Genomic DNA, 16306 nt, shown 5'->3' with positions numbered 1-16306 from the left:
TAGAATGGGGCATTGGGAATGGGGAATGGGGCATGGGGAATGGGGCATGGGGCAGAGAAATTAGGCATTAATAGCTATTGACTTTTTGCAATTTTTATGAAAATCGGTGGTCTAGTAGGGCATAATTTAAGTATTTCACAATGTTTTTTTAAAAACAAGTGTTGACATAAATTTTAGTATATGATATTTTTTGAAAAAATAGCCTAATTATCTAAAAACCGCCGATGAACACCAACCCAGCGGATGACCTCGCTAGCAAAATTTTAGAAAAAGAAAATAGCGACAGACAGGAAATCGCACTTTTATTAGATAATTATTTAGGAAAGGACGGTCGCATTTTCGTACAAAAAACCCAGATGGGAAACAGCGAAGCATACATCGGTTCAGTCACCCTAGAATGGTTAGACTCTCGCGTCCGTTTCGCCTCCCAGATGCCGCTTTTCCGCCAAAAATTCGACCTCCAAACCAATAACATCGTCCGCGACGACGAAACCATTGACGAAATTATCCAGCGTCCCTTAGATTGGTCGCGCCAAGCCGCCCTAACTCAATACTTAGCAGCCAGAAAATCGCACAAATTCCCCGCAGTTTTAGTAGTCGTCAGTCCCCCGTGGGTAGACAATCCTTTAGCCGAGGAATGGGATAAAAATGGCGTAGCAACCAAATCCGCGACTGAATTTACATCCTTTGATAAAAACGAGAACTTAGGGCTTTTGAATGTCTCTCAAAAAGTCTCAATTTTTGCCTTAGACGGCCAGCATCGGCTGATGGGAGTTCAAGGTTTAATGAGTTTAATTAAAACCGGAATCCTGCAAAGATACAACAAAAATAAAAAACCTGTCGGCGCTGCAATTACTCTGGAAGATTTAGCAGAAGAGTATCAAATCGACCCCGAAACCGTGTATAAATTAGCTCACGAAAAAATCGGAATAGAGTTTATCCCGGCGGCGGTAGCGGGGGAAACGCGACAGCAAGCACAACGGCGCGTGCGATCGATCTTTGTGCACGTTAACCTAATGGCGGTAACGCTGAGTCAGGGCCAGCTAGCATTATTGAACGAGGACAACGGATTTGCGATCGCAGCCCGAAAAATTGCCGTCACCCATCCCTTATTAAAAGAACAAGATGACAGAAACCCCCGCGTCAATTGGGACAGCGCCACAGTCGCAGCAAAATCAACGGTCTTAACCACATTGCAAGCGCTGCAAGATATGTCCGAACGGTATTTAGAATACAAATTCCCCCATTGGAAGCCGGAACGAAAAGGTTTAATTCCCATGCGTCCCGAAGATGAAGAACTCAAAGAGGGAATTGAAGAGTTTAAAAAATTGTTCGATAATTTAGCAACTTTACCCAGCTATCAAAGAATTGAAAGCGGCGAAGAAACGGCCGAATTGCGCCGATTTAGTTTTGAAAAGCCAGGGGGCGAGGGAAATCTTTTGTTCCGTCCAGTCGGTCAAGTTGCTTTAGCTAATGCTTTGGGAATTCTAGTATTTAGAAAGAAACTTTCCCTGAAATCTATTTTCGACAAACTCCGCAGATTCGATGTGGATGAAGGATTTAGCCACATGGACAATTATGAGTCTGCGTGGTACGGGATTTTGTACGATCCGAACAAAAAGCGAATGCTAGTTTCTGGAAAGGATTTAGCGACGAAGTTAATTGTATATTTGGTGGGGGGAATTCAGGACGATATGGAGCGAGCTCATTTGCGGCAAGCGGTAGCGGAAGCGAGGACTTTTGAGGATAAAGCTGTTAGTTTTAATGGCAGGTTTGTGCAGCCGCAAGAGGTAGGATTGCCGCCGGTGCTTAGCTAAGTTTTTATGCTGATAGCTGCTGCAATCAGGGATTGAAATTTAGGAGTATTTTAAAGCGCGATCCCTAAATTTTGATCCTAGTTAACGTTATTTCTTGATTATGATTGTTGCTGATTGCGGAAGCTATCGATAATCTCATTGATTTCTTCAACGGCGACCGTTTCTTGGTCAGATTTGGCATAGATGATGAGCAAGATGAAACAAGTGGTTGATGTGACTTGATAAATAATGCGATAGCCTCCACTTTTTCCTTTACTGATGTCGCTGTTTTTGGCTCTTACTTTGAATACGGTGTAGCCCGTACCGGAAATGCGATCGCCTGGACATTCGCCTGCTTGCAACTGCTGTAGGAGAGGTTGCAAGTCGTTTTGAATTTGGCGATAGCGTTTGGCGAGGGTTCGGATTTGGCGCTTGAATTGATCTGCAAACAGAACCTGGATGCTGAGTGGTTCAGACATCAATACCATCCCAAAGTTCTGCGATCGGGTGAACTTTGCCGTCTTCTACTTCCTGAAGCGCAATTCGGAGGCTGTTGAGGATATCTTCTTTAGATAGCTCGTCTTCGTCTTCTTGAAATAGTTGACCCAGGGATTGCAAAATCAGGGTTTCGATCGGCAAGTTGAGTTGGCTAGCTTTCTGAAGAAGCTGCTGTTCTAAGTGATCGGGGATGGTGAGGGTAATTTGCATGGGGTTTGCCTCTGGCTTTTAATAGTATAGACCAATTCTCACAATCTGGCTTCGTTTAACAAAATAAGTTCGGCTCCTACAGGCAAATGATCGGACTCGGTTGCCTCCAACACCGAACTCGATTTAGCACCCCAATGCTTTGAATACCAAATATAATCAATCCGGAAAACCGGATAATTTAATTTCCAATTCGACCTTTTTACCAAGAACTTAAGTTCCCAACCGTGAGGCCAGGTAAAACCCAACCCCCATCCCGATTTTCGGAAAGCATCTTGCATGACTTTCTGCACCCTGTCATAATCTTGAGTTTCGTCTGTCATATTAAAATCCCCCGCGACAATTACTGGCCGAGTTTCTCGCTCAACTCGCTGCACTAAATCTTTAATTTCAGGCGATCGTTTGTCATATTTGTAAACTGGAATTTTGATAAAACCAAATTTTTTAGACATCTTCAACCACGGCCCGGTAGCTTGCATATTATAAATCACTACTTCTTGTCCGTTAAATTTAATAATTGCCCGCTGCTGCGTTTCTGGATGGCCTGCTAAATGCAGTATTTCGCTGGATACAATTGGATATTTACTGAGAATTCCTGCAGGGGGAGTGCCAATTTGATAGGGGTAGTCTGCTTTTAACCAGGTGAAAGCTCTTTCGGTATGTTTCCTAACGATTTCTTGTAAAAAGATAATATCGGGTTTTTGCTGCTGAATCAGTTTAAATAAAGTAGGTGACTGAGTTTTATGCCAACTGAGGTTATGGGATAAAACTTTGATCCTGGGCTGCGAATCTGTGATGTTGATGGGTGCGGGAGAAAAGTATTTGACGTGCAGCCAACTTATTAGGAGAAGGCTGGCGATCGCAGAAATAATAGTGAACCATCTTTTTTTGATAATTAACAATCCGATGATGGGAAGCAGGAAAGTAGGGAAGAAAATTAAGGGGATAAAGGTGCTAATTAAGGCAATAATTCCTATTCTATCCCAAAAGATTAGTTTGAGAAGGAAATAGCAGATAAGAAATGCTGAGTAACTGTAAGCAAGAAATTTTGCAGATGCCTTTAAGCATCTCTTGATTATATCTTTTGGGATGTGCTTCATGGGGAACCTATTAAAATAAAAACTTGCTTAAATCGAATTCTTCATTTGACCGATGTTGGTTGTCTCTTTCTGAAATCAAAACCAACAACAGGCGATCGGTATAATCCGCCGCACCCCGCAACTCTTCTCGTAAAATTTCCAGTCCGCCATTAGCATATTCTTCAAAAATTTGCAAGCGTTCTGCTTCCAATTGTTGGTCGAGATGGGAGAGAATTTGAGGATTTTTGGTTTCGGCGATCGCAATTAACTTAATCGCCATATCGTAACCCCTTGATACAAAAATATCAACATCTATCGCCCCCGGTTCTCGTTTAGAAATTTCCCCCAAAGGCGATCGTTTTTTCCGCTGCTTTCCCAAGGATGCGGCGAAAGCGATGACATCGGCGTAAGTCTGGAAAGGGCCAGTGTTGTTATCCGATAAAGTTAAGGATTTGACTAACTCCGCTTTATCTTTAGCAATTCTAATTTTGTTAGCAGCCATTGCCATAATATCTAGTTTCTAACTATTATAAATCTCGCAAATATCCAACAGTCCGCGCAGGCGGACTTCATTGGTGTAGCGCCGGTTTCAACCGGGTGCACTTCACAATGTCCGCAACAACATAATTTTTTGTGCAAAACCTCCTCTTGCTTCTCGCCGCTTCATTTGTTCCGCCAAAAGTCGAGCGCCCGAAATGCCAAAACTCGCCATCACCGCATCTATTACCTCATACAAATCCGCCAATTCCGCCACCAAATCTTCCTCATCAGCCTCCGCCGCTTCCCCCGCTTCCTCAATCAATTTCAGCCGCAAAGCTTGACGGTATTCTGCATCCGGCAAAATTACAACCTCGCATTCATTCCCGCTTTGGCGAATAATTTCAGGAATGCGATCGCGCACCAACTTATGATACTCTTTTTCCACGTTAAACTCCCTTCAACCTTGACTAAAAGTTTGAATCAACCAGCGATTAATTTCCCCATCATCTTGGGTTTGACTCCGGTTCAAAGCTTCCTCAACTAACAGGATTTCCAGCCCCGGCAAAACCAGCGACTCTTGAATTCTCCCGCTACCTCCGTTATTAATCGCAAACGCAAAAACCTCCCGCGTGTTTGCACGTTCGACCCAATATTCACTAATTCCTGCATTTTCGTAAAGCAACCGCTTACTGCCTAAATCATCGTTAAAAGAAGATGCCCCAATTTCTATTACCAAATTAGGCGGATCGTATTCATCCAAATCAACAGGTGAATTGCTGTCATTAGGAGGAACTCTCAAATCTGAACCGATGTAGTAAGCTAAATCCGGTTGAAACTCGCGAATACCTGCTTTCCTAAAACTGCCATTAGCAAATTGAACTACTCGGATATTTCTCAATGTAGCAAACAGAATAACTACATACGGGATGATTGAATTATGACGCGCGTGCAATGGCCCTACTGGTGACATTTCCACCCTCATGTGTTCTTGATAGTAATAAAACTTGCCCTTTTCCCATGCTGAATCCTCAGCAAAATTCAGAAACTCTTCCCACGTCGCCTTCACCCAAATATCCGTTTCCAAAGCTTGCGTAATTGCCGAATTAGAAGTCATACTCCACCTCTACAATTTCCGTATATTCAAATTCATTTGGACTTCGCTTAACTAAAGGATAGCGCGTCCCGCCCAGTTCGATCGCATCTTCTTCGCAATCAGCTTTCGGAGAATTGTACACCAGCACGTATTCCCGGCCTATAGAACTTTCCATCTCTTGAGCAACTTCTCCGCGCCACTGAGTTTTTGTTACCAAAACTACCAATTGATTCGCCAACTTTGGCAGCTTATTCGCGATTTGCTTGCGATAAATTTCGTCCAAACTGCCAAAGGGAGAATCCATCACAATTGGAAATGTACTGCTATCCGGGCCCATCAAAGTATTTTTTTGACTCCACTCCCGCACGCCGTCAATAATTCCGCCGATAAACGACAAACTGAGAATTTGATTTTCTCCTGTAGAAGCGGCAACCAAAGATTCTTGTCCCGAGGTATTTTCTACTAGCGTCAGTTCGTATTTATCGCTCAACTTGGGGATGTAAGGAGTAAAAGAAATTTGACTAAAAATATCTTGCACTCGCTTTTCCAACTGAGAACAAAACTGTTTTTCTAAGCGCGATCGCACTTCAGTTAGGCGATCGATCGCATCCTGAGTTGCAGCAATCCGGCGCTGGGCTAATACTTGCCTTTGCTCGTTTAGCTGCTGCTTGTCGATTTGCTTGTTCAAAGCCGATACCTGCGCATTCAAACTCTCAATCTGCTGCTGGTTAGAGCCTGTTTCCCGGTGCAAATCGCCAATTTTTGCCTCAATTTCATCCAACCGCTTTTGCAAGCGGCTGACATCGCCGTCAGGAAAATTTCGCAGCTTGCTGTGAATATCGTCTAGCTGATTTTCCACCCGAGAAAGTTCGGTTCTGTCGTGGCTGATATTGCCTTGGTGTCGGTCAATTTCCTCCCAAAAATCAGCGACTTGCCTATCAATTTCATTTACCCGATCGCTAATCCGAATAGTTGTTTCTTCCACATCGCCAACACCCGCCTTATCCATCCAACCGCTAACCTGTTGGCGAGATTCAGAACCCTCTAGTAATTCAGCACCGCAGATACACCGCTGCTGCGCTAATAACTCTTCCAAAAACGGTCGCTGAATCCCCGAAAGCAACTCGCCTTTTTCCCGCAAACCCCCGACAATCACTTCAAATTCAGCCGCCGCCTCCGACAGAAATACCGCGTAACCGCGCACAGAAATTGCTCGCTTTAGAGCATCTGTAGCCTGTACAATTTGTTGCTTAAATAAATTTTTCTGCATTTGCAATTCGTCTCGTAACTTTTGTAAATCCGCAGCACCGCTAAGTTCCAACAAGTTACCATTAACTACTTTCTTTAACTCCCCTTGGTGCGCCAATTCCCGCTCGATTTCTACTTGTCTGCTCGAAAGTTGCTCAGCTTCTTGCTCAATTTTTTGCTTATCTTTTAAAAGTTTCTTCGTTTCAGCATTCCCAATTATATTTAAATCTGTCTCAAGAGATTTTTTGGCTTCTCCTAAATGCCGGATCGATCGATTCAACACTTCCACCCCCAGCAACTCCTTAGTAGCTTCAGCAATTTCTGCTTTCTTGTCGTGGCGGACAATTTGCTCGATTCGCTCCCCGTCAAAAAAGAAATATTTATGTAAACTTTCCGGCAAAATCCGCCCGATAATATCATCGGGATGCTGATCCGGCTTCAGCCAGAGACCGTTATCTTTTGCTACATTCAGGAACAATTCAGCCTTGCCATGTTCTACAGTGTTTTCACTTTTATAAGCACGACAAATTCGTCTTGCTTGGTAGCGCGTGCTGTCGTGTTCAAACACAATTTCCGCCCAACAGCCTACGGCTTTTCCCATTTCTGCCTCAGCCAGAGCGCGCTTGTTTACTAATTGTTCTTCCGCTGCAAAAGCCGCGCTAAATTTTCCGTAAAGTACCCACGTAAAGGCATTCATTAATGCAGTTTTTCCAGCGCCATTATTCCCGTGAATTACTGTAATATTTTGCCCGCCCCAAGCTAGTTTTATTTCGGGGCTTTTGCCGTAAAATTGACGAAAGTTGCACAGAGTAATTGAGATTAACTTCATACAATTGCTTCCTTAATGATTTTTAAAATGTCATCGTTAATGTGGCGGGGAGCTCTCATATACAACTTATCTTTTTCAATTTCTAATACCCGCTCAATAATTTGTCGGACTTCGGGCTGCGCGCTAGTAATTGGTTGCTGTACGTCGCTGAATTCCTGGTGAGTTTGATAAGCAGAACGCTTTTCTGCTAAAATGCTTGTCGGTACGGCTGCGATCGCACTATCTTCATATCTAAATGCCATAATCAGATTTTCATTCAGATTTTCTGTCATATTGTTTTTGCAAATATTAAAATATACAGGGCCTAAGCTCATGGGCGAGAAACCGGGTTTCTACGAGTTTTGCGAACAGTCACGAGAAATCTACAAAGAAACCTGGTTTCTGAAGTCTGGGTGCGATCGCGAACTAAACTAGCAACTAAAACTGCTATCAAATAATTCTATATTCTCAAACATAAACCGAACCTTAATAAATGTCAAATATCTAATAGCCCGTACCGTCTCTGAATTTGCAGCAATTTCACCCTAGCTTCTCCAGCATTGTCGGCTAAATCGGCAAATTCCAAGAACCGCTTCAACTCTTTTCGCAGCAAATTGCGCTCGACTTCTAAAGTTTCTCTGCCCAAATCTGGAGGCAAAACTATCATGTCAAATAAAGTTGCCCTTTCCTTCCCCGGATGCGGCCGCAAAATCCGTCCTCGGCGCTGAATAAACTGGCGCGGATTGCTGCTGCTTGCTAAAATTACAGCATTGCGAATTGCTGGAATATCAACGCCTTCATCCAAACAGCGAATCGCTACCAAACCTTGCAATTCTCCACTCTCAAATTGTCGGCGCAATCGTTCTCTTTCTGCTAAAGAAGTGGCCGCAGTATAAGTGTTAACTCGGTAGCCTAATTCTGAACCCAATAACTTCGCGGTTTCTGTTAGTTGGCGGTTGTTATTTCGGCGCGCGCTTCCTTCGATCGCACCGTCGCCGCAGTAAAATAAAGTGTGGGCGGTGTCGAGACGGTGAATCATTAATTCTCGCAAAGCTACTAATTTATTAGCCGCCGCTCCAATCAACCGGGATCGCTGCATTAATAAAGTTGTTAAAGCATCGTTTTCTTCTACTTTTTCATCGCCCCAAAGCGCCCAGCCAATCTTTTGAGTTAAACGGGAATACTTGCGGGTTTCGGCTTCTGTCAATTCTACTAAAATTGGATAGTATAAATAATGTACTAATGCTTTTTGGCGGATGGCGTCGGCTAAGGTGAGTTCCGGCTGCAAAACTGGGCCGAAATAATCTAAAATAGCTTCGGTTCCCTGTTCGTCGAAATGCCTTTCTGGGGTGGCGGAAAGAGCGAGTCGCAGTCCAATATTGCGCGGCAAACTTTCTCCTAAACGAGGCGCGCCTAAGTTGTGAACTTCGTCTCCAATAATCAGGGTTTTTTCTGGGAAATAGCGCAGTTGCGATTGCAAGCTATCTCCCATTAAGGTAGCGTTAGTAGTGATGATTGTGAGAAATGCTCGTGAAGCGCAGCTATCCCGTAGGGAATCGCCCGATCGCACTTCATACAAACCTGCAGCCAGCTTGTTTTGCCAACTGCGGGCGCTATCAAAAGCCAAAATAGGTTTTAAACCAAATTTCTCCGATTCGCGCGCCCACTGATTCACCAGATGGCAGTAGGGGCAAATTACGAGCAGAACTTGCAGGTTAATTTTGTTGTATAATTCAGTGGCGATCGCCAGCGCAGTAATCGTCTTGCCGCTACCCGTCGCCATCTTCAGCGTACCGCGTCCCTGATTCGCAAACCAATTAGCAACCGCCACTCGCTGATACTGTCGCAATTGCAGCGATGGCGGCATTTTCGGAAATCCAAATTGCGAATTATTAGCCGTTGAGCGATTCACCTTTAAATGCCGTTAGATGCAATATTCCCTATACTCAACTGTAACTCACGGGCCCTCGAAACTTAACAGCCCAAACAAATCATCCGCCGACATTTGCAAATCCGACAGCACATCCAGAACTGGTAAAATATCTTCATTCTCCTTACTCTCAGGTTCTTGCTGCGGTTTAAAAACAATTACCAATTCTTCTTCCGGGTCAATCATCCAACCTAATTTAGTCTTATTTTTGAAGAAAAACAGAATCTTCTTAATCACGCGAGTTGAACTTCGATCCGGCGATAAAATCTCAATTATCCAGTCGGGAGCCATTTCAAACCTATTTTCAATTTCTCCCTGAGAATTCAGAGGAATGCGCGACCACTCAAATACTGCTAAATCAGGAACAACAGCACCTCCCCCCAAAGTGCAGCGCAATTCGGGAAAAGCAAAAGCTAACTTTTGCGGTTTGCCAACTTGATTAATAGCTGATGAAAATTTGATTTGTAACGTGCTGTGTTTTCCTTGGGGCATAGCTTTTTGATAAATTTGACCGTCAACATACTCGCTAGCCGGCTTAGTCTCTGGCAATAGCAGAAACTCTTCCAGAGAAATCTTTGACGGAGACTGAATTGACGTTACCATAAGCCATTAACCCCTTAACAACTCAACTCCCGTCTTAAAAATTCATATCGCTGTCAGTTTCCCAATCAGCACAACTCTCCGATTCCACACCAGTAGGGTGCATCGCACAAACCAACAAATTTCCCCCGTAAACTTGACCGTGATAGTTGCGACAACCGCGACAAGCCGGCTGCTGCGTCGGCGAAGGGTCTACATAAGTCACCATCGACAAATCTATCTCATCAAACTCAGGATCGAAGTCGCGGCAAATTTCAATTATCGGTTCGATAAATTCATTAAATAAACCGTCAAATTCATTGAAATAACCGTCAATGTCATTAATCAGATTATTTTGTACTTGTTCTGTAAACTCTTCCGACATTTTTGCCAAAACGTCCAGCATTTCGACAAACTCTTCGCCCATTTCGCTGAAAAAATGCTCTACTTCAGAAACAGCATTTTCCATTACTCCAAAAAAATCTTTAGACCAATCTTCCATGAATTTGACAGCTTGCTATTACAAAATATTTTACAGACAGGTGCAGCCAGCCTCATGCGAAGCGATCGCACCTACTTTCAATTCTATTACCTATTGCCTGATATCCGTCCACATCTGACAGGGGAGATATTCAAAAAGGGAACTCAAGAGTATTATCCTGAGTTCCCTTCCTGCTTTGCTGAGCGAGTTTTTTCCTGCTTAATCCCGCTTCAGCCGCCGCAATTCCTCTTGTAAATTCTGCACTTGTTCGCGGAGCTTGTCTACGCCGCCTGTCTCTTTAGCATCTTTTACCGAGACATCTTCTTCCTCAGAAACAATTTCAATCCGCCGAGGTTCAGCCGGTTTTTTGTCGCCAGCCGATTCTACGGGGGGCTGCTGCTGAGCCTGTTGCACCATATCGTCAACAAAGCGACGGGCTTCTTCCGTTGACATCTCACCCCGCTTCACCAATTCGTCTGCCAGCTTTTGGGCTTCAGTGCGTAATTCAGTTAACTTGCTGCCAGCTTTTTCACCAGCGTAGGAAGCTAGCCCGACACCAAGGTACACTGCTTTTTGTAAAATATCTCCAAAACCAGGCATAGGAGCTACACCTCATAAAACTGGGTGAACCGGAGACCACGCCTATTACAAGCATCCCGTGTTGCTGCTACCTTCCGGTCCTGACAAGATTTGGGCGTTGGAATCGCGTGGGTCCAGTTCATTTATCAGTATAACACAGTTATTTATTCTTCAACCACGCACCAGTGATAAATTTCATAAATAACGCAACCATTCTTCACCAGCGGGTCTTCAGCGACGATCGCCTTCGCCTCATCCATCGAACCCGCCTCAAACAGCAACATACCGCCGCCCCGCCTCGCCCAGTAGCCAGTTTTCGCTCGGTGTCCTTTAGAAATCAACTCTCGGACATAAGCTCTGTGAGCTGGCACGTATTGGTCAAAGACAGGCTTTTCGACAATTCCTTGCTCAATTTTGACAAACCAAGGCATTTTTATTTGGGATTTTAGATTTTATATTTTAGATTGGGAATGGGCGATCGCCAATGGGATCTAGGGCAAATGCTCTATATTCCATTTTGCACTATCCTTTCTTAACTGCGATGTTATCCGATGAACCAGTCAAAACAGCGATTTTTTATTGCCCTAGTGCCTCCTCCCGATATTGAACAGCAGATTACTGAGATTCAACGGTATTTTGCAGAACATTACAACAGCCTCGGTGCTTTGAATTCGCCGCCGCACATCACGCTGCAACCTCCTTTTCACTCGTTAGCGGAGGATGTTCCCAAATTAGAGGAAAGTTTAAACCAGTTTTCTGTAAATCGGCGGCCCATTCCCGTTACTCTATCCGGTTTTGCTGCTTTCGCGCCCCGCGTCATTTACGCTGATGTTGTCAAATCACCCGAATTGCTGGAGATTCACAAAGATTTGATGAGTTATATCGAAGCAACTTTAGGAATAGTCGATCGAGTTTCTCAGACTCGCGCATTTGTACCGCACATGACAGTGGCTTTTCGCGATTTAAGTAAGGAGAATTTTCAAACGGCTTGGTTAGAATTTGCCGGGCGATCGCTCCACTTTGAGTTTACCGCTTCGGCGTTAACTTTACTGCTTCACGACGGCAGCCGGTGGAACATCAGCAACCAATTTCCACTTGCAGCCGAGCCTCCAACAATCCTAAATCCATCCTAAACACTCTCCCTTCTCTTTCTGCTCTTTCTTCGCGTCTTCGCGGTTCGTTTTCCCGAAAAAATATTATTAGCAAATCCTGATAAATATCATTTACTCACTACAAACCAGTTTAAAATTAAAGGCATTCGCAGCTTACCGATTAATCTTATTAGGAGTTGCAAGTGCCACAGTTCCGTAAACCGAAATTCCCGACTCTTCTAATATTTTAATTGCCGACTTAACCGTAGTACCGCTAGTGTAAATATCATCAACTAACAGCACGCCAGCGCGCGGGCGCCGGCGACGAAAATCTTTCCCCAAACTTAAAGCATTTTTCATTTCCGCTTGCCGCTGCTGTGGCGTCAGAGCGAATAAAGCCTGAGTATTTTTAACCCGCTCCAAACCGTGCCGCTGCAAAGGCAAACCAGTCAGCTCGCAAAAACTTTCAGCCAAAAGTTCCGCCTGGTTAAAACCGCGCTCCTTGAGCTTTTCTTGATGCAGGGGAATCGGTACAACTGTTAAATTGTCTATAGCTAATTCGGGAAAACTCAGCCAAGCTTCTGCCAGCCAGCCGCCGAGAGGTTTGGCTAATTGCGGATTGCCGTCATATTTCAAAGCTGCGATCGCCCGTTTGAGAGCCCCGCCGTACTCACCCCACACAAAAACACGCTGTTCTGAATGCCAAAATCGACCCGGATCGCTTAACTGACATCGCTGAAGTTGCTTGTGACAGTACGGACAAAACTCTCCGGCGGCCGGTCGCTGACAAAGAGGACAGTTAGACTTAAGAAAAAGATTGAGAAAAGATTTGACTAATCCCGTCCATTTTCGCTTGTTCATCCTAAAATTGTCGTAAGTGATTAATGGGAAAAACTTTCAACTTCAATCAGTTTCCACCGACAGGCTCGCAGCGTGAAAAACCTCTACTGGTTAGACAAAATTCAACCTTCAGACCGAGATGCAGTGGGAGAAAAAGCATTTTACTTGAGCTGTTTGCTTCAGAAAAATCATCCTGTTGTACCGGGTTTTGTCGTGCCGGCTACCACATTCTGGCAGTTTTTAGAGTCGATCGACTGGCTAGAACCGCTGTTTGCTGACTGGCCACACTCTTCCCTGCACTTGAATGTAGATGAACCCAGACAACTGCAATCGATCGCCCGCAGCATCCGCCACCAAATCCTCGCCGGCAAACTGCCAGATTCACTGCTCTCCACCCTAGAGTCTGCTGTTTCTCAACTCAACTCACAGTCAAACTTAAACTCCACAGCCTTAATTTTTCGCCCTTCCCTGACTGCCTGGAACCCGAAAACAGTCGGCATTCTGGAATCTCAAGCAGTACGGGCAGAACCCGAAGCCATTGGGGCCGGACTCAAACGAGCTTGGGCAGAAATGTTCAAAGCCCGAAGTCTATTTTACTGGCAGCGGTGCGGCCTGCGGGTACAGCAAATCAATCCCGCAGTTTTGGTGCAGCCACTTCAAGAAGCGATCGCCGCGGGCGAGGTGAAAACAAAGGCGGGCGCACAGTGGGAAATCCAAGCCACCAGCGGTTTGGGATTGTCCCTCGCTAGGGGAGAAACCATCCCCGATTACTATCAAGTGCAGCCAGAAACAACCGCGGTTAAATTCCAGCGGATCGGTTACAAAACATTAGCCTACAATCTCAAAGTCGGCGATGGTGAACCGAAAAAAAAACTGCTGCTGGGCAAGTTTGCTGCTTTCCCAATTTCCGATTCTCCATTTATAATTTCTGATTTTGCTGACTGTTGCGTGCAAGTTTTAGCGCTGGGAGAGGAAGCACAAACAGAATACGTTTTAGAGGAATCGCAACTTCAAGAAATCATTGAATTGAGTAAAAAAGCGATCGCAGAATTTGACTCGGATTTAATTTTGGAGTGGACGCTAAACCAGACAGCAAACAGCAGCGAACCGCAGTTTTATTTCACTCAAGTTCGTCTTGTGAAAGGGGAAAAAGTCGCGCCGGTAGAGGAAAATTCGATCGCCCTCCCGCACCCAAACTCGATCGCCCCAGCCCGAACTCCTGCCATACTCAGAGGTGTGGCAGCAGCATCAGGAAAAGCCGAAGCAATTGCCCAAGTTATGACTAATTCCCACCCAGAAAACGCGGAATTCTTAGCCGGAGGCATTTTGGTAGCCCGGGCAATCGATCCGAATTGGCTGCCTTGGCTGAAGGTTGCTGCTGGGGTGGTTGCGGAACAAGGAGGCATGACAGGCCACGGCGCCATTTTAGCGAGAGAATTGGGGATTCCCGCCGTTGTGGGAGTGGTAGGGGCCACTCGGGCGATCGCCTCGGGCGATTCCGTGTTGGTAGACGGCGATAGCGGAGAAGTTTTTGCCCTCGCCCAACACGATGCGATCGAGATAGCAGACAGCCGCCGACTTCTGGACAGAGCAACAAATGCAGATACATACAGTACAGCAGCCAAAATGTCAATAGCCAACCACCAATCTTCAACCTCTGATCGATCGTCCAATTCCGGGCAGAAATCTCGACAATCTGAGTCTGCCGAATATGTTTGGGGCCCACCAACGGCGACTCAACTGCTAGTTAATGTCAGCCAAACAAGTTCGATCGACCGCCTCAAAAATCTGTCAATAGACGGCATCGGATTGCTGCGATCGGAATTAATGGCATTGGAAGCTTTGGACTGTCAAAACCCGAAACTTTGGTTGCAAAACGGGCGCAAATCGGAATTTGTCGATCGCATGGCGGATTGCCTCAGCTTATTTGCTGCTGCCGTTTCGCCGCGGCCGATATTTTATCGATCTCTCGATTTGCGCGAGTCAGGCGCCCACGGCAGTTTCAGTTATACATTTGAACCGGAGTTATTTGATTGGGAACTGTGCGTACTTCAAAAACTCTGCGAGTCTGGCTATACGAATGTTAATTTAATTTTGCCTTTCGTGCGCTCGGTTGAGGAGTTTATCTACTGTCGCCAGCGCTTAGAAACTATTTGGAAAAACCGCTCAGCCGAATTTCAGCTGTGGATTATGGCGGAAGTTCCTTCAGTGTTATTTCTATTGCCAGATTACGTAAAAGCAGGAGTTCAAGGAATTTCCATCGGCACCAACGATTTAACCCAATTGCTGTTAGGCATTCACCGGAACTCCGAACAGGTAGCAGGTGCTTTCAACGGGCGCGATCGAGCAGTGATGAGGGCGATCGAACAATTAATCAGACAGGCCCGGGCCGCCGGCATTCCTTGCTCGATCTGCGGCGACACTCCAGCTTTGTATCCCGATACAGTTGAATCCTTCGTGCGGTGGGGGATTTCGTCTATTTCGGTCAATGCCGAGGCTGTACAACAAACTTGCAGGGCGATCGTCCGCGCCGAACAGCGCCTGCTTCTAGAAGCCGCTCGATCGATAATTAACAATTAACCAGTCCCGGATGCACTTTACCTCAGAATCCCCGTTTCTACTCTAAATCATAGCTTTGCCAAGCAGCCACCCGCTCAGAAACCGGGTTTCTAGACAACCCGTGCCTCCAGGACTATTAACAACTACAGGAACCCGGTTTTAAATTAGATATAGCAACCGCCCAGACGGTGAGGACATTTTTAATTGGTGAAACCCTTGCTTTTATTGCTTCTTCCTTCTTCCTTCTTCCTTCTTCCTTCGGACTGACATCCGTTACATCCGTTACATCCGTTACAGAATCCGTTGCCGAACTTCTTCCTTCTTTTTCCTTCCGCTATCACAAGATCTGATTTTAAAGCTAGGATAGAAATATAACCAACACTTGACCTGGAGGTACAAACAGTGAAATCAAAAATTATTGCAACAGTAGCAATACTTGCCGCCCTGGGCTTTCTTCATCCCCATCCAGCATTATCTCAACCTGCAACTGACGGTGGCACAAAACCCGGATTCTGGCAACCTCAAGCGCAGGTTGACAATACTCGCAACATTACCCTCAGACTGTTAAATGAAACGGGATTAAACCTAGAATACGGTCAATCAGGTGCCAGCTTGTCATCCTTGCCAGTCGGAGCCAGCAAAAACATCATTGTTCGCATCAGCAATCGCACCGGCGACATTGCTAATATTCCGATTAATGCCACAGGAGGAACCACAACTTTAAAATACGACTATAACGTTGACTCGCAGCAAAACATTGTGACGATTCGCATCACCAGATCGGATAGCCGCACTAGGCAAGACCGATCAGTTTATATTGATGAAAAAGGCCGAGTTTACTCTTTCTAAGACTGACGCCGATCGACCCGGTTTCTCCTAATAAATCTTGGTTTTAGCAGCGAGGTATCCGGGAAGAAATCAGGTGTCTAGACTCCCGTGCGTAAATTCTGTCTTTCTCAAAACAACAGTCCGGACAGTTTTTTGGGGTGAGTGGCGAGGAAAGCTATCCAAGGCTTAAAGTACAGTCATACATAAAAA

At 45.3% G+C, this 16306-nt stretch carries 19 protein-coding genes and 1 other RNA gene; 4 read left to right on the top strand and 16 right to left on the bottom strand.

All coding sequences use genetic code 11. From position 1 onward, the window contains the following. Nucleotides 1-224 precede the first annotated feature (224 nt). Nucleotides 225-1817 carry a DGQHR domain-containing protein gene (locus tag QUA13_RS12545; protein WP_333198798.1) on the top strand — a complete coding sequence of 531 codons (1593 nt, stop codon included), beginning with the start codon at nucleotides 225-227 and terminating at the stop codon, nucleotides 1815-1817. Between the two features lie 98 nt (nucleotides 1818-1915). Here the strand turns inward: QUA13_RS12545 and QUA13_RS12540 are convergent, their stop codons facing one another. The 14 genes from QUA13_RS12540 to QUA13_RS12475 all read right to left on the bottom strand — a co-directional run bounded on the left by QUA13_RS12540 (nucleotide 1916) and on the right by QUA13_RS12475 (nucleotide 11209). Then, on the bottom strand, nucleotides 1916-2275 hold the full coding sequence (locus tag QUA13_RS12540) for a type II toxin-antitoxin system RelE/ParE family toxin (RefSeq protein WP_333198796.1): 360 nt from the start codon (nucleotides 2273-2275) through the stop codon (nucleotides 1916-1918). Then, complete coding sequence (locus QUA13_RS12535) at nucleotides 2268-2504, bottom strand: hypothetical protein (protein ID WP_242723690.1); 237 nt, start codon at nucleotides 2502-2504, stop codon at nucleotides 2268-2270. Before QUA13_RS12535 ends, QUA13_RS12540 begins: the two co-directional genes overlap by 8 nt. A 38-nt stretch (nucleotides 2505-2542) precedes the next feature. Next, nucleotides 2543-3601 carry an endonuclease/exonuclease/phosphatase family protein gene (locus QUA13_RS12530; RefSeq protein ID WP_333198794.1) on the bottom strand — a complete coding sequence of 353 codons (1059 nt, stop codon included), beginning with the start codon at nucleotides 3599-3601 and terminating at the stop codon, nucleotides 2543-2545. A gap of 10 nt (nucleotides 3602-3611) precedes the next feature. Then, the gene (locus tag QUA13_RS12525; RefSeq protein WP_333198792.1) at nucleotides 3612-4082 is read right to left on the bottom strand and encodes a DNA phosphorothioation-associated protein 4; all 471 of its coding nucleotides are present in this window, start codon (nucleotides 4080-4082) and stop codon (nucleotides 3612-3614) included. Nucleotides 4083-4184: 102 nt separating this feature from the next. Next, entirely contained in the window at nucleotides 4185-4505 is a 321-nt protein-coding gene (locus QUA13_RS12520) for a nucleoside triphosphate pyrophosphohydrolase (RefSeq protein ID WP_333198790.1), read from the bottom strand. A 12-nt stretch (nucleotides 4506-4517) separates the two neighbouring features. Then, complete coding sequence (locus QUA13_RS12515; protein WP_333198788.1) at nucleotides 4518-5174, bottom strand: Uma2 family endonuclease; 657 nt, start codon at nucleotides 5172-5174, stop codon at nucleotides 4518-4520. After that, the gene (locus QUA13_RS12510; RefSeq protein WP_333198786.1) at nucleotides 5164-7230 is read right to left on the bottom strand and encodes an AAA family ATPase; all 2067 of its coding nucleotides are present in this window, start codon (nucleotides 7228-7230) and stop codon (nucleotides 5164-5166) included. The genes QUA13_RS12515 and QUA13_RS12510 overlap by 11 nt, the downstream gene beginning before the upstream one ends. Then, on the bottom strand, nucleotides 7227-7502 hold the full coding sequence (locus QUA13_RS12505; protein WP_333198784.1) for a hypothetical protein: 276 nt from the start codon (nucleotides 7500-7502) through the stop codon (nucleotides 7227-7229). Before QUA13_RS12505 ends, QUA13_RS12510 begins: the two co-directional genes overlap by 4 nt. A 203-nt stretch (nucleotides 7503-7705) precedes the next feature. Next, nucleotides 7706-9076, bottom strand: coding sequence for a DNA phosphorothioation system restriction enzyme (locus QUA13_RS12500; protein WP_333198857.1), 1371 nt, complete (start codon nucleotides 9074-9076; stop codon nucleotides 7706-7708). A gap of 90 nt (nucleotides 9077-9166) precedes the next feature. Beyond that, a complete protein-coding gene (locus tag QUA13_RS12495; protein WP_333198782.1) occupies nucleotides 9167-9742 on the bottom strand; it encodes a Uma2 family endonuclease in 576 nt (191 codons plus the stop codon). Nucleotides 9743-9776: 34 nt separating this feature from the next. Then, nucleotides 9777-10220, bottom strand: coding sequence for a hypothetical protein (locus tag QUA13_RS12490; RefSeq protein ID WP_333122939.1), 444 nt, complete (start codon nucleotides 10218-10220; stop codon nucleotides 9777-9779). A gap of 198 nt (nucleotides 10221-10418) precedes the next feature. Further along, a complete protein-coding gene (locus QUA13_RS12485; protein ID WP_172191785.1) occupies nucleotides 10419-10799 on the bottom strand; it encodes a phasin family protein in 381 nt (126 codons plus the stop codon). Between the two features lie 23 nt (nucleotides 10800-10822). Continuing rightward, nucleotides 10823-10919, bottom strand: an RNA gene (ffs, locus tag QUA13_RS12480) — signal recognition particle sRNA small type. A 23-nt stretch (nucleotides 10920-10942) separates the two neighbouring features. Then, entirely contained in the window at nucleotides 10943-11209 is a 267-nt protein-coding gene (locus QUA13_RS12475; RefSeq protein WP_015179070.1) for a YciI family protein, read from the bottom strand. Between the two features lie 120 nt (nucleotides 11210-11329). Here QUA13_RS12475 and QUA13_RS12470 point away from each other — a divergent pair, with 120 nt between their 5' ends. Continuing rightward, the gene (locus tag QUA13_RS12470) at nucleotides 11330-11911 is read left to right on the top strand and encodes a 2'-5' RNA ligase family protein (protein ID WP_333198780.1); all 582 of its coding nucleotides are present in this window, start codon (nucleotides 11330-11332) and stop codon (nucleotides 11909-11911) included. A 132-nt stretch (nucleotides 11912-12043) separates the two neighbouring features. Here the strand turns inward: QUA13_RS12470 and QUA13_RS12465 are convergent, their stop codons facing one another. Next, on the bottom strand, nucleotides 12044-12730 hold the full coding sequence (locus QUA13_RS12465; RefSeq protein ID WP_333198778.1) for a ComF family protein: 687 nt from the start codon (nucleotides 12728-12730) through the stop codon (nucleotides 12044-12046). A gap of 72 nt (nucleotides 12731-12802) precedes the next feature. Here QUA13_RS12465 and QUA13_RS12460 point away from each other — a divergent pair, with 72 nt between their 5' ends. Beyond that, on the top strand, nucleotides 12803-15289 hold the full coding sequence (locus tag QUA13_RS12460; RefSeq protein WP_333198776.1) for a putative PEP-binding protein: 2487 nt from the start codon (nucleotides 12803-12805) through the stop codon (nucleotides 15287-15289). Between the two features lie 179 nt (nucleotides 15290-15468). Here the strand turns inward: QUA13_RS12460 and QUA13_RS12455 are convergent, their stop codons facing one another. Next, the gene (locus QUA13_RS12455; RefSeq protein ID WP_333198774.1) at nucleotides 15469-15609 is read right to left on the bottom strand and encodes a hypothetical protein; all 141 of its coding nucleotides are present in this window, start codon (nucleotides 15607-15609) and stop codon (nucleotides 15469-15471) included. 61 nt (nucleotides 15610-15670) lie between these two features. On the opposite strand from QUA13_RS12455, the gene QUA13_RS12450 reads away from it, so the two are divergent. Next, a complete protein-coding gene (locus QUA13_RS12450; RefSeq protein WP_333190592.1) occupies nucleotides 15671-16117 on the top strand; it encodes a hypothetical protein in 447 nt (148 codons plus the stop codon). Nucleotides 16118-16306: the final 189 nt, after the last annotated feature.

The sequence above is a fragment of the Microcoleus sp. S28C3 genome (assembly GCF_036700785.1).
Classification (GTDB): Bacteria; Cyanobacteriota; Cyanobacteriia; order Cyanobacteriales; family Microcoleaceae; genus Microcoleus; species Microcoleus asticus.
This window is presented reverse-complemented; position numbering and strand designations above follow the sequence as displayed.

Coding starts and splice junctions, on each gene's coding strand:
- QUA13_RS12490 (WP_333122939.1), bottom strand. CDS start 10,220: ATGGAAGATTGGTCTAAAGATTTTTTTGGAGTAATGGAAAATGCTGTT.
- QUA13_RS12535 (WP_242723690.1), bottom strand. CDS start 2,504: ATGCAAATTACCCTCACCATCCCCGATCACTTAGAACAGCAGCTTCTT.
- QUA13_RS12475 (WP_015179070.1), bottom strand. CDS start 11,209: ATGCCTTGGTTTGTCAAAATTGAGCAAGGAATTGTCGAAAAGCCTGTC.
- QUA13_RS12515 (WP_333198788.1), bottom strand. CDS start 5,174: ATGACTTCTAATTCGGCAATTACGCAAGCTTTGGAAACGGATATTTGG.
- QUA13_RS12510 (WP_333198786.1), bottom strand. CDS start 7,230: ATGAAGTTAATCTCAATTACTCTGTGCAACTTTCGTCAATTTTACGGC.
- QUA13_RS12530 (WP_333198794.1), bottom strand. CDS start 3,601: ATGAAGCACATCCCAAAAGATATAATCAAGAGATGCTTAAAGGCATCT.
- QUA13_RS12540 (WP_333198796.1), bottom strand. CDS start 2,275: ATGTCTGAACCACTCAGCATCCAGGTTCTGTTTGCAGATCAATTCAAG.
- QUA13_RS12505 (WP_333198784.1), bottom strand. CDS start 7,502: ATGACAGAAAATCTGAATGAAAATCTGATTATGGCATTTAGATATGAA.
- QUA13_RS12495 (WP_333198782.1), bottom strand. CDS start 9,742: ATGGTAACGTCAATTCAGTCTCCGTCAAAGATTTCTCTGGAAGAGTTT.
- QUA13_RS12500 (WP_333198857.1), bottom strand. CDS start 9,076: ATGCCGCCATCGCTGCAATTGCGACAGTATCAGCGAGTGGCGGTTGCT.
- QUA13_RS12545 (WP_333198798.1), top strand. CDS start 225: ATGAACACCAACCCAGCGGATGACCTCGCTAGCAAAATTTTAGAAAAA.
- QUA13_RS12525 (WP_333198792.1), bottom strand. CDS start 4,082: ATGGCTGCTAACAAAATTAGAATTGCTAAAGATAAAGCGGAGTTAGTC.
- QUA13_RS12465 (WP_333198778.1), bottom strand. CDS start 12,730: ATGAACAAGCGAAAATGGACGGGATTAGTCAAATCTTTTCTCAATCTT.
- QUA13_RS12485 (WP_172191785.1), bottom strand. CDS start 10,799: ATGCCTGGTTTTGGAGATATTTTACAAAAAGCAGTGTACCTTGGTGTC.
- QUA13_RS12470 (WP_333198780.1), top strand. CDS start 11,330: ATGAACCAGTCAAAACAGCGATTTTTTATTGCCCTAGTGCCTCCTCCC.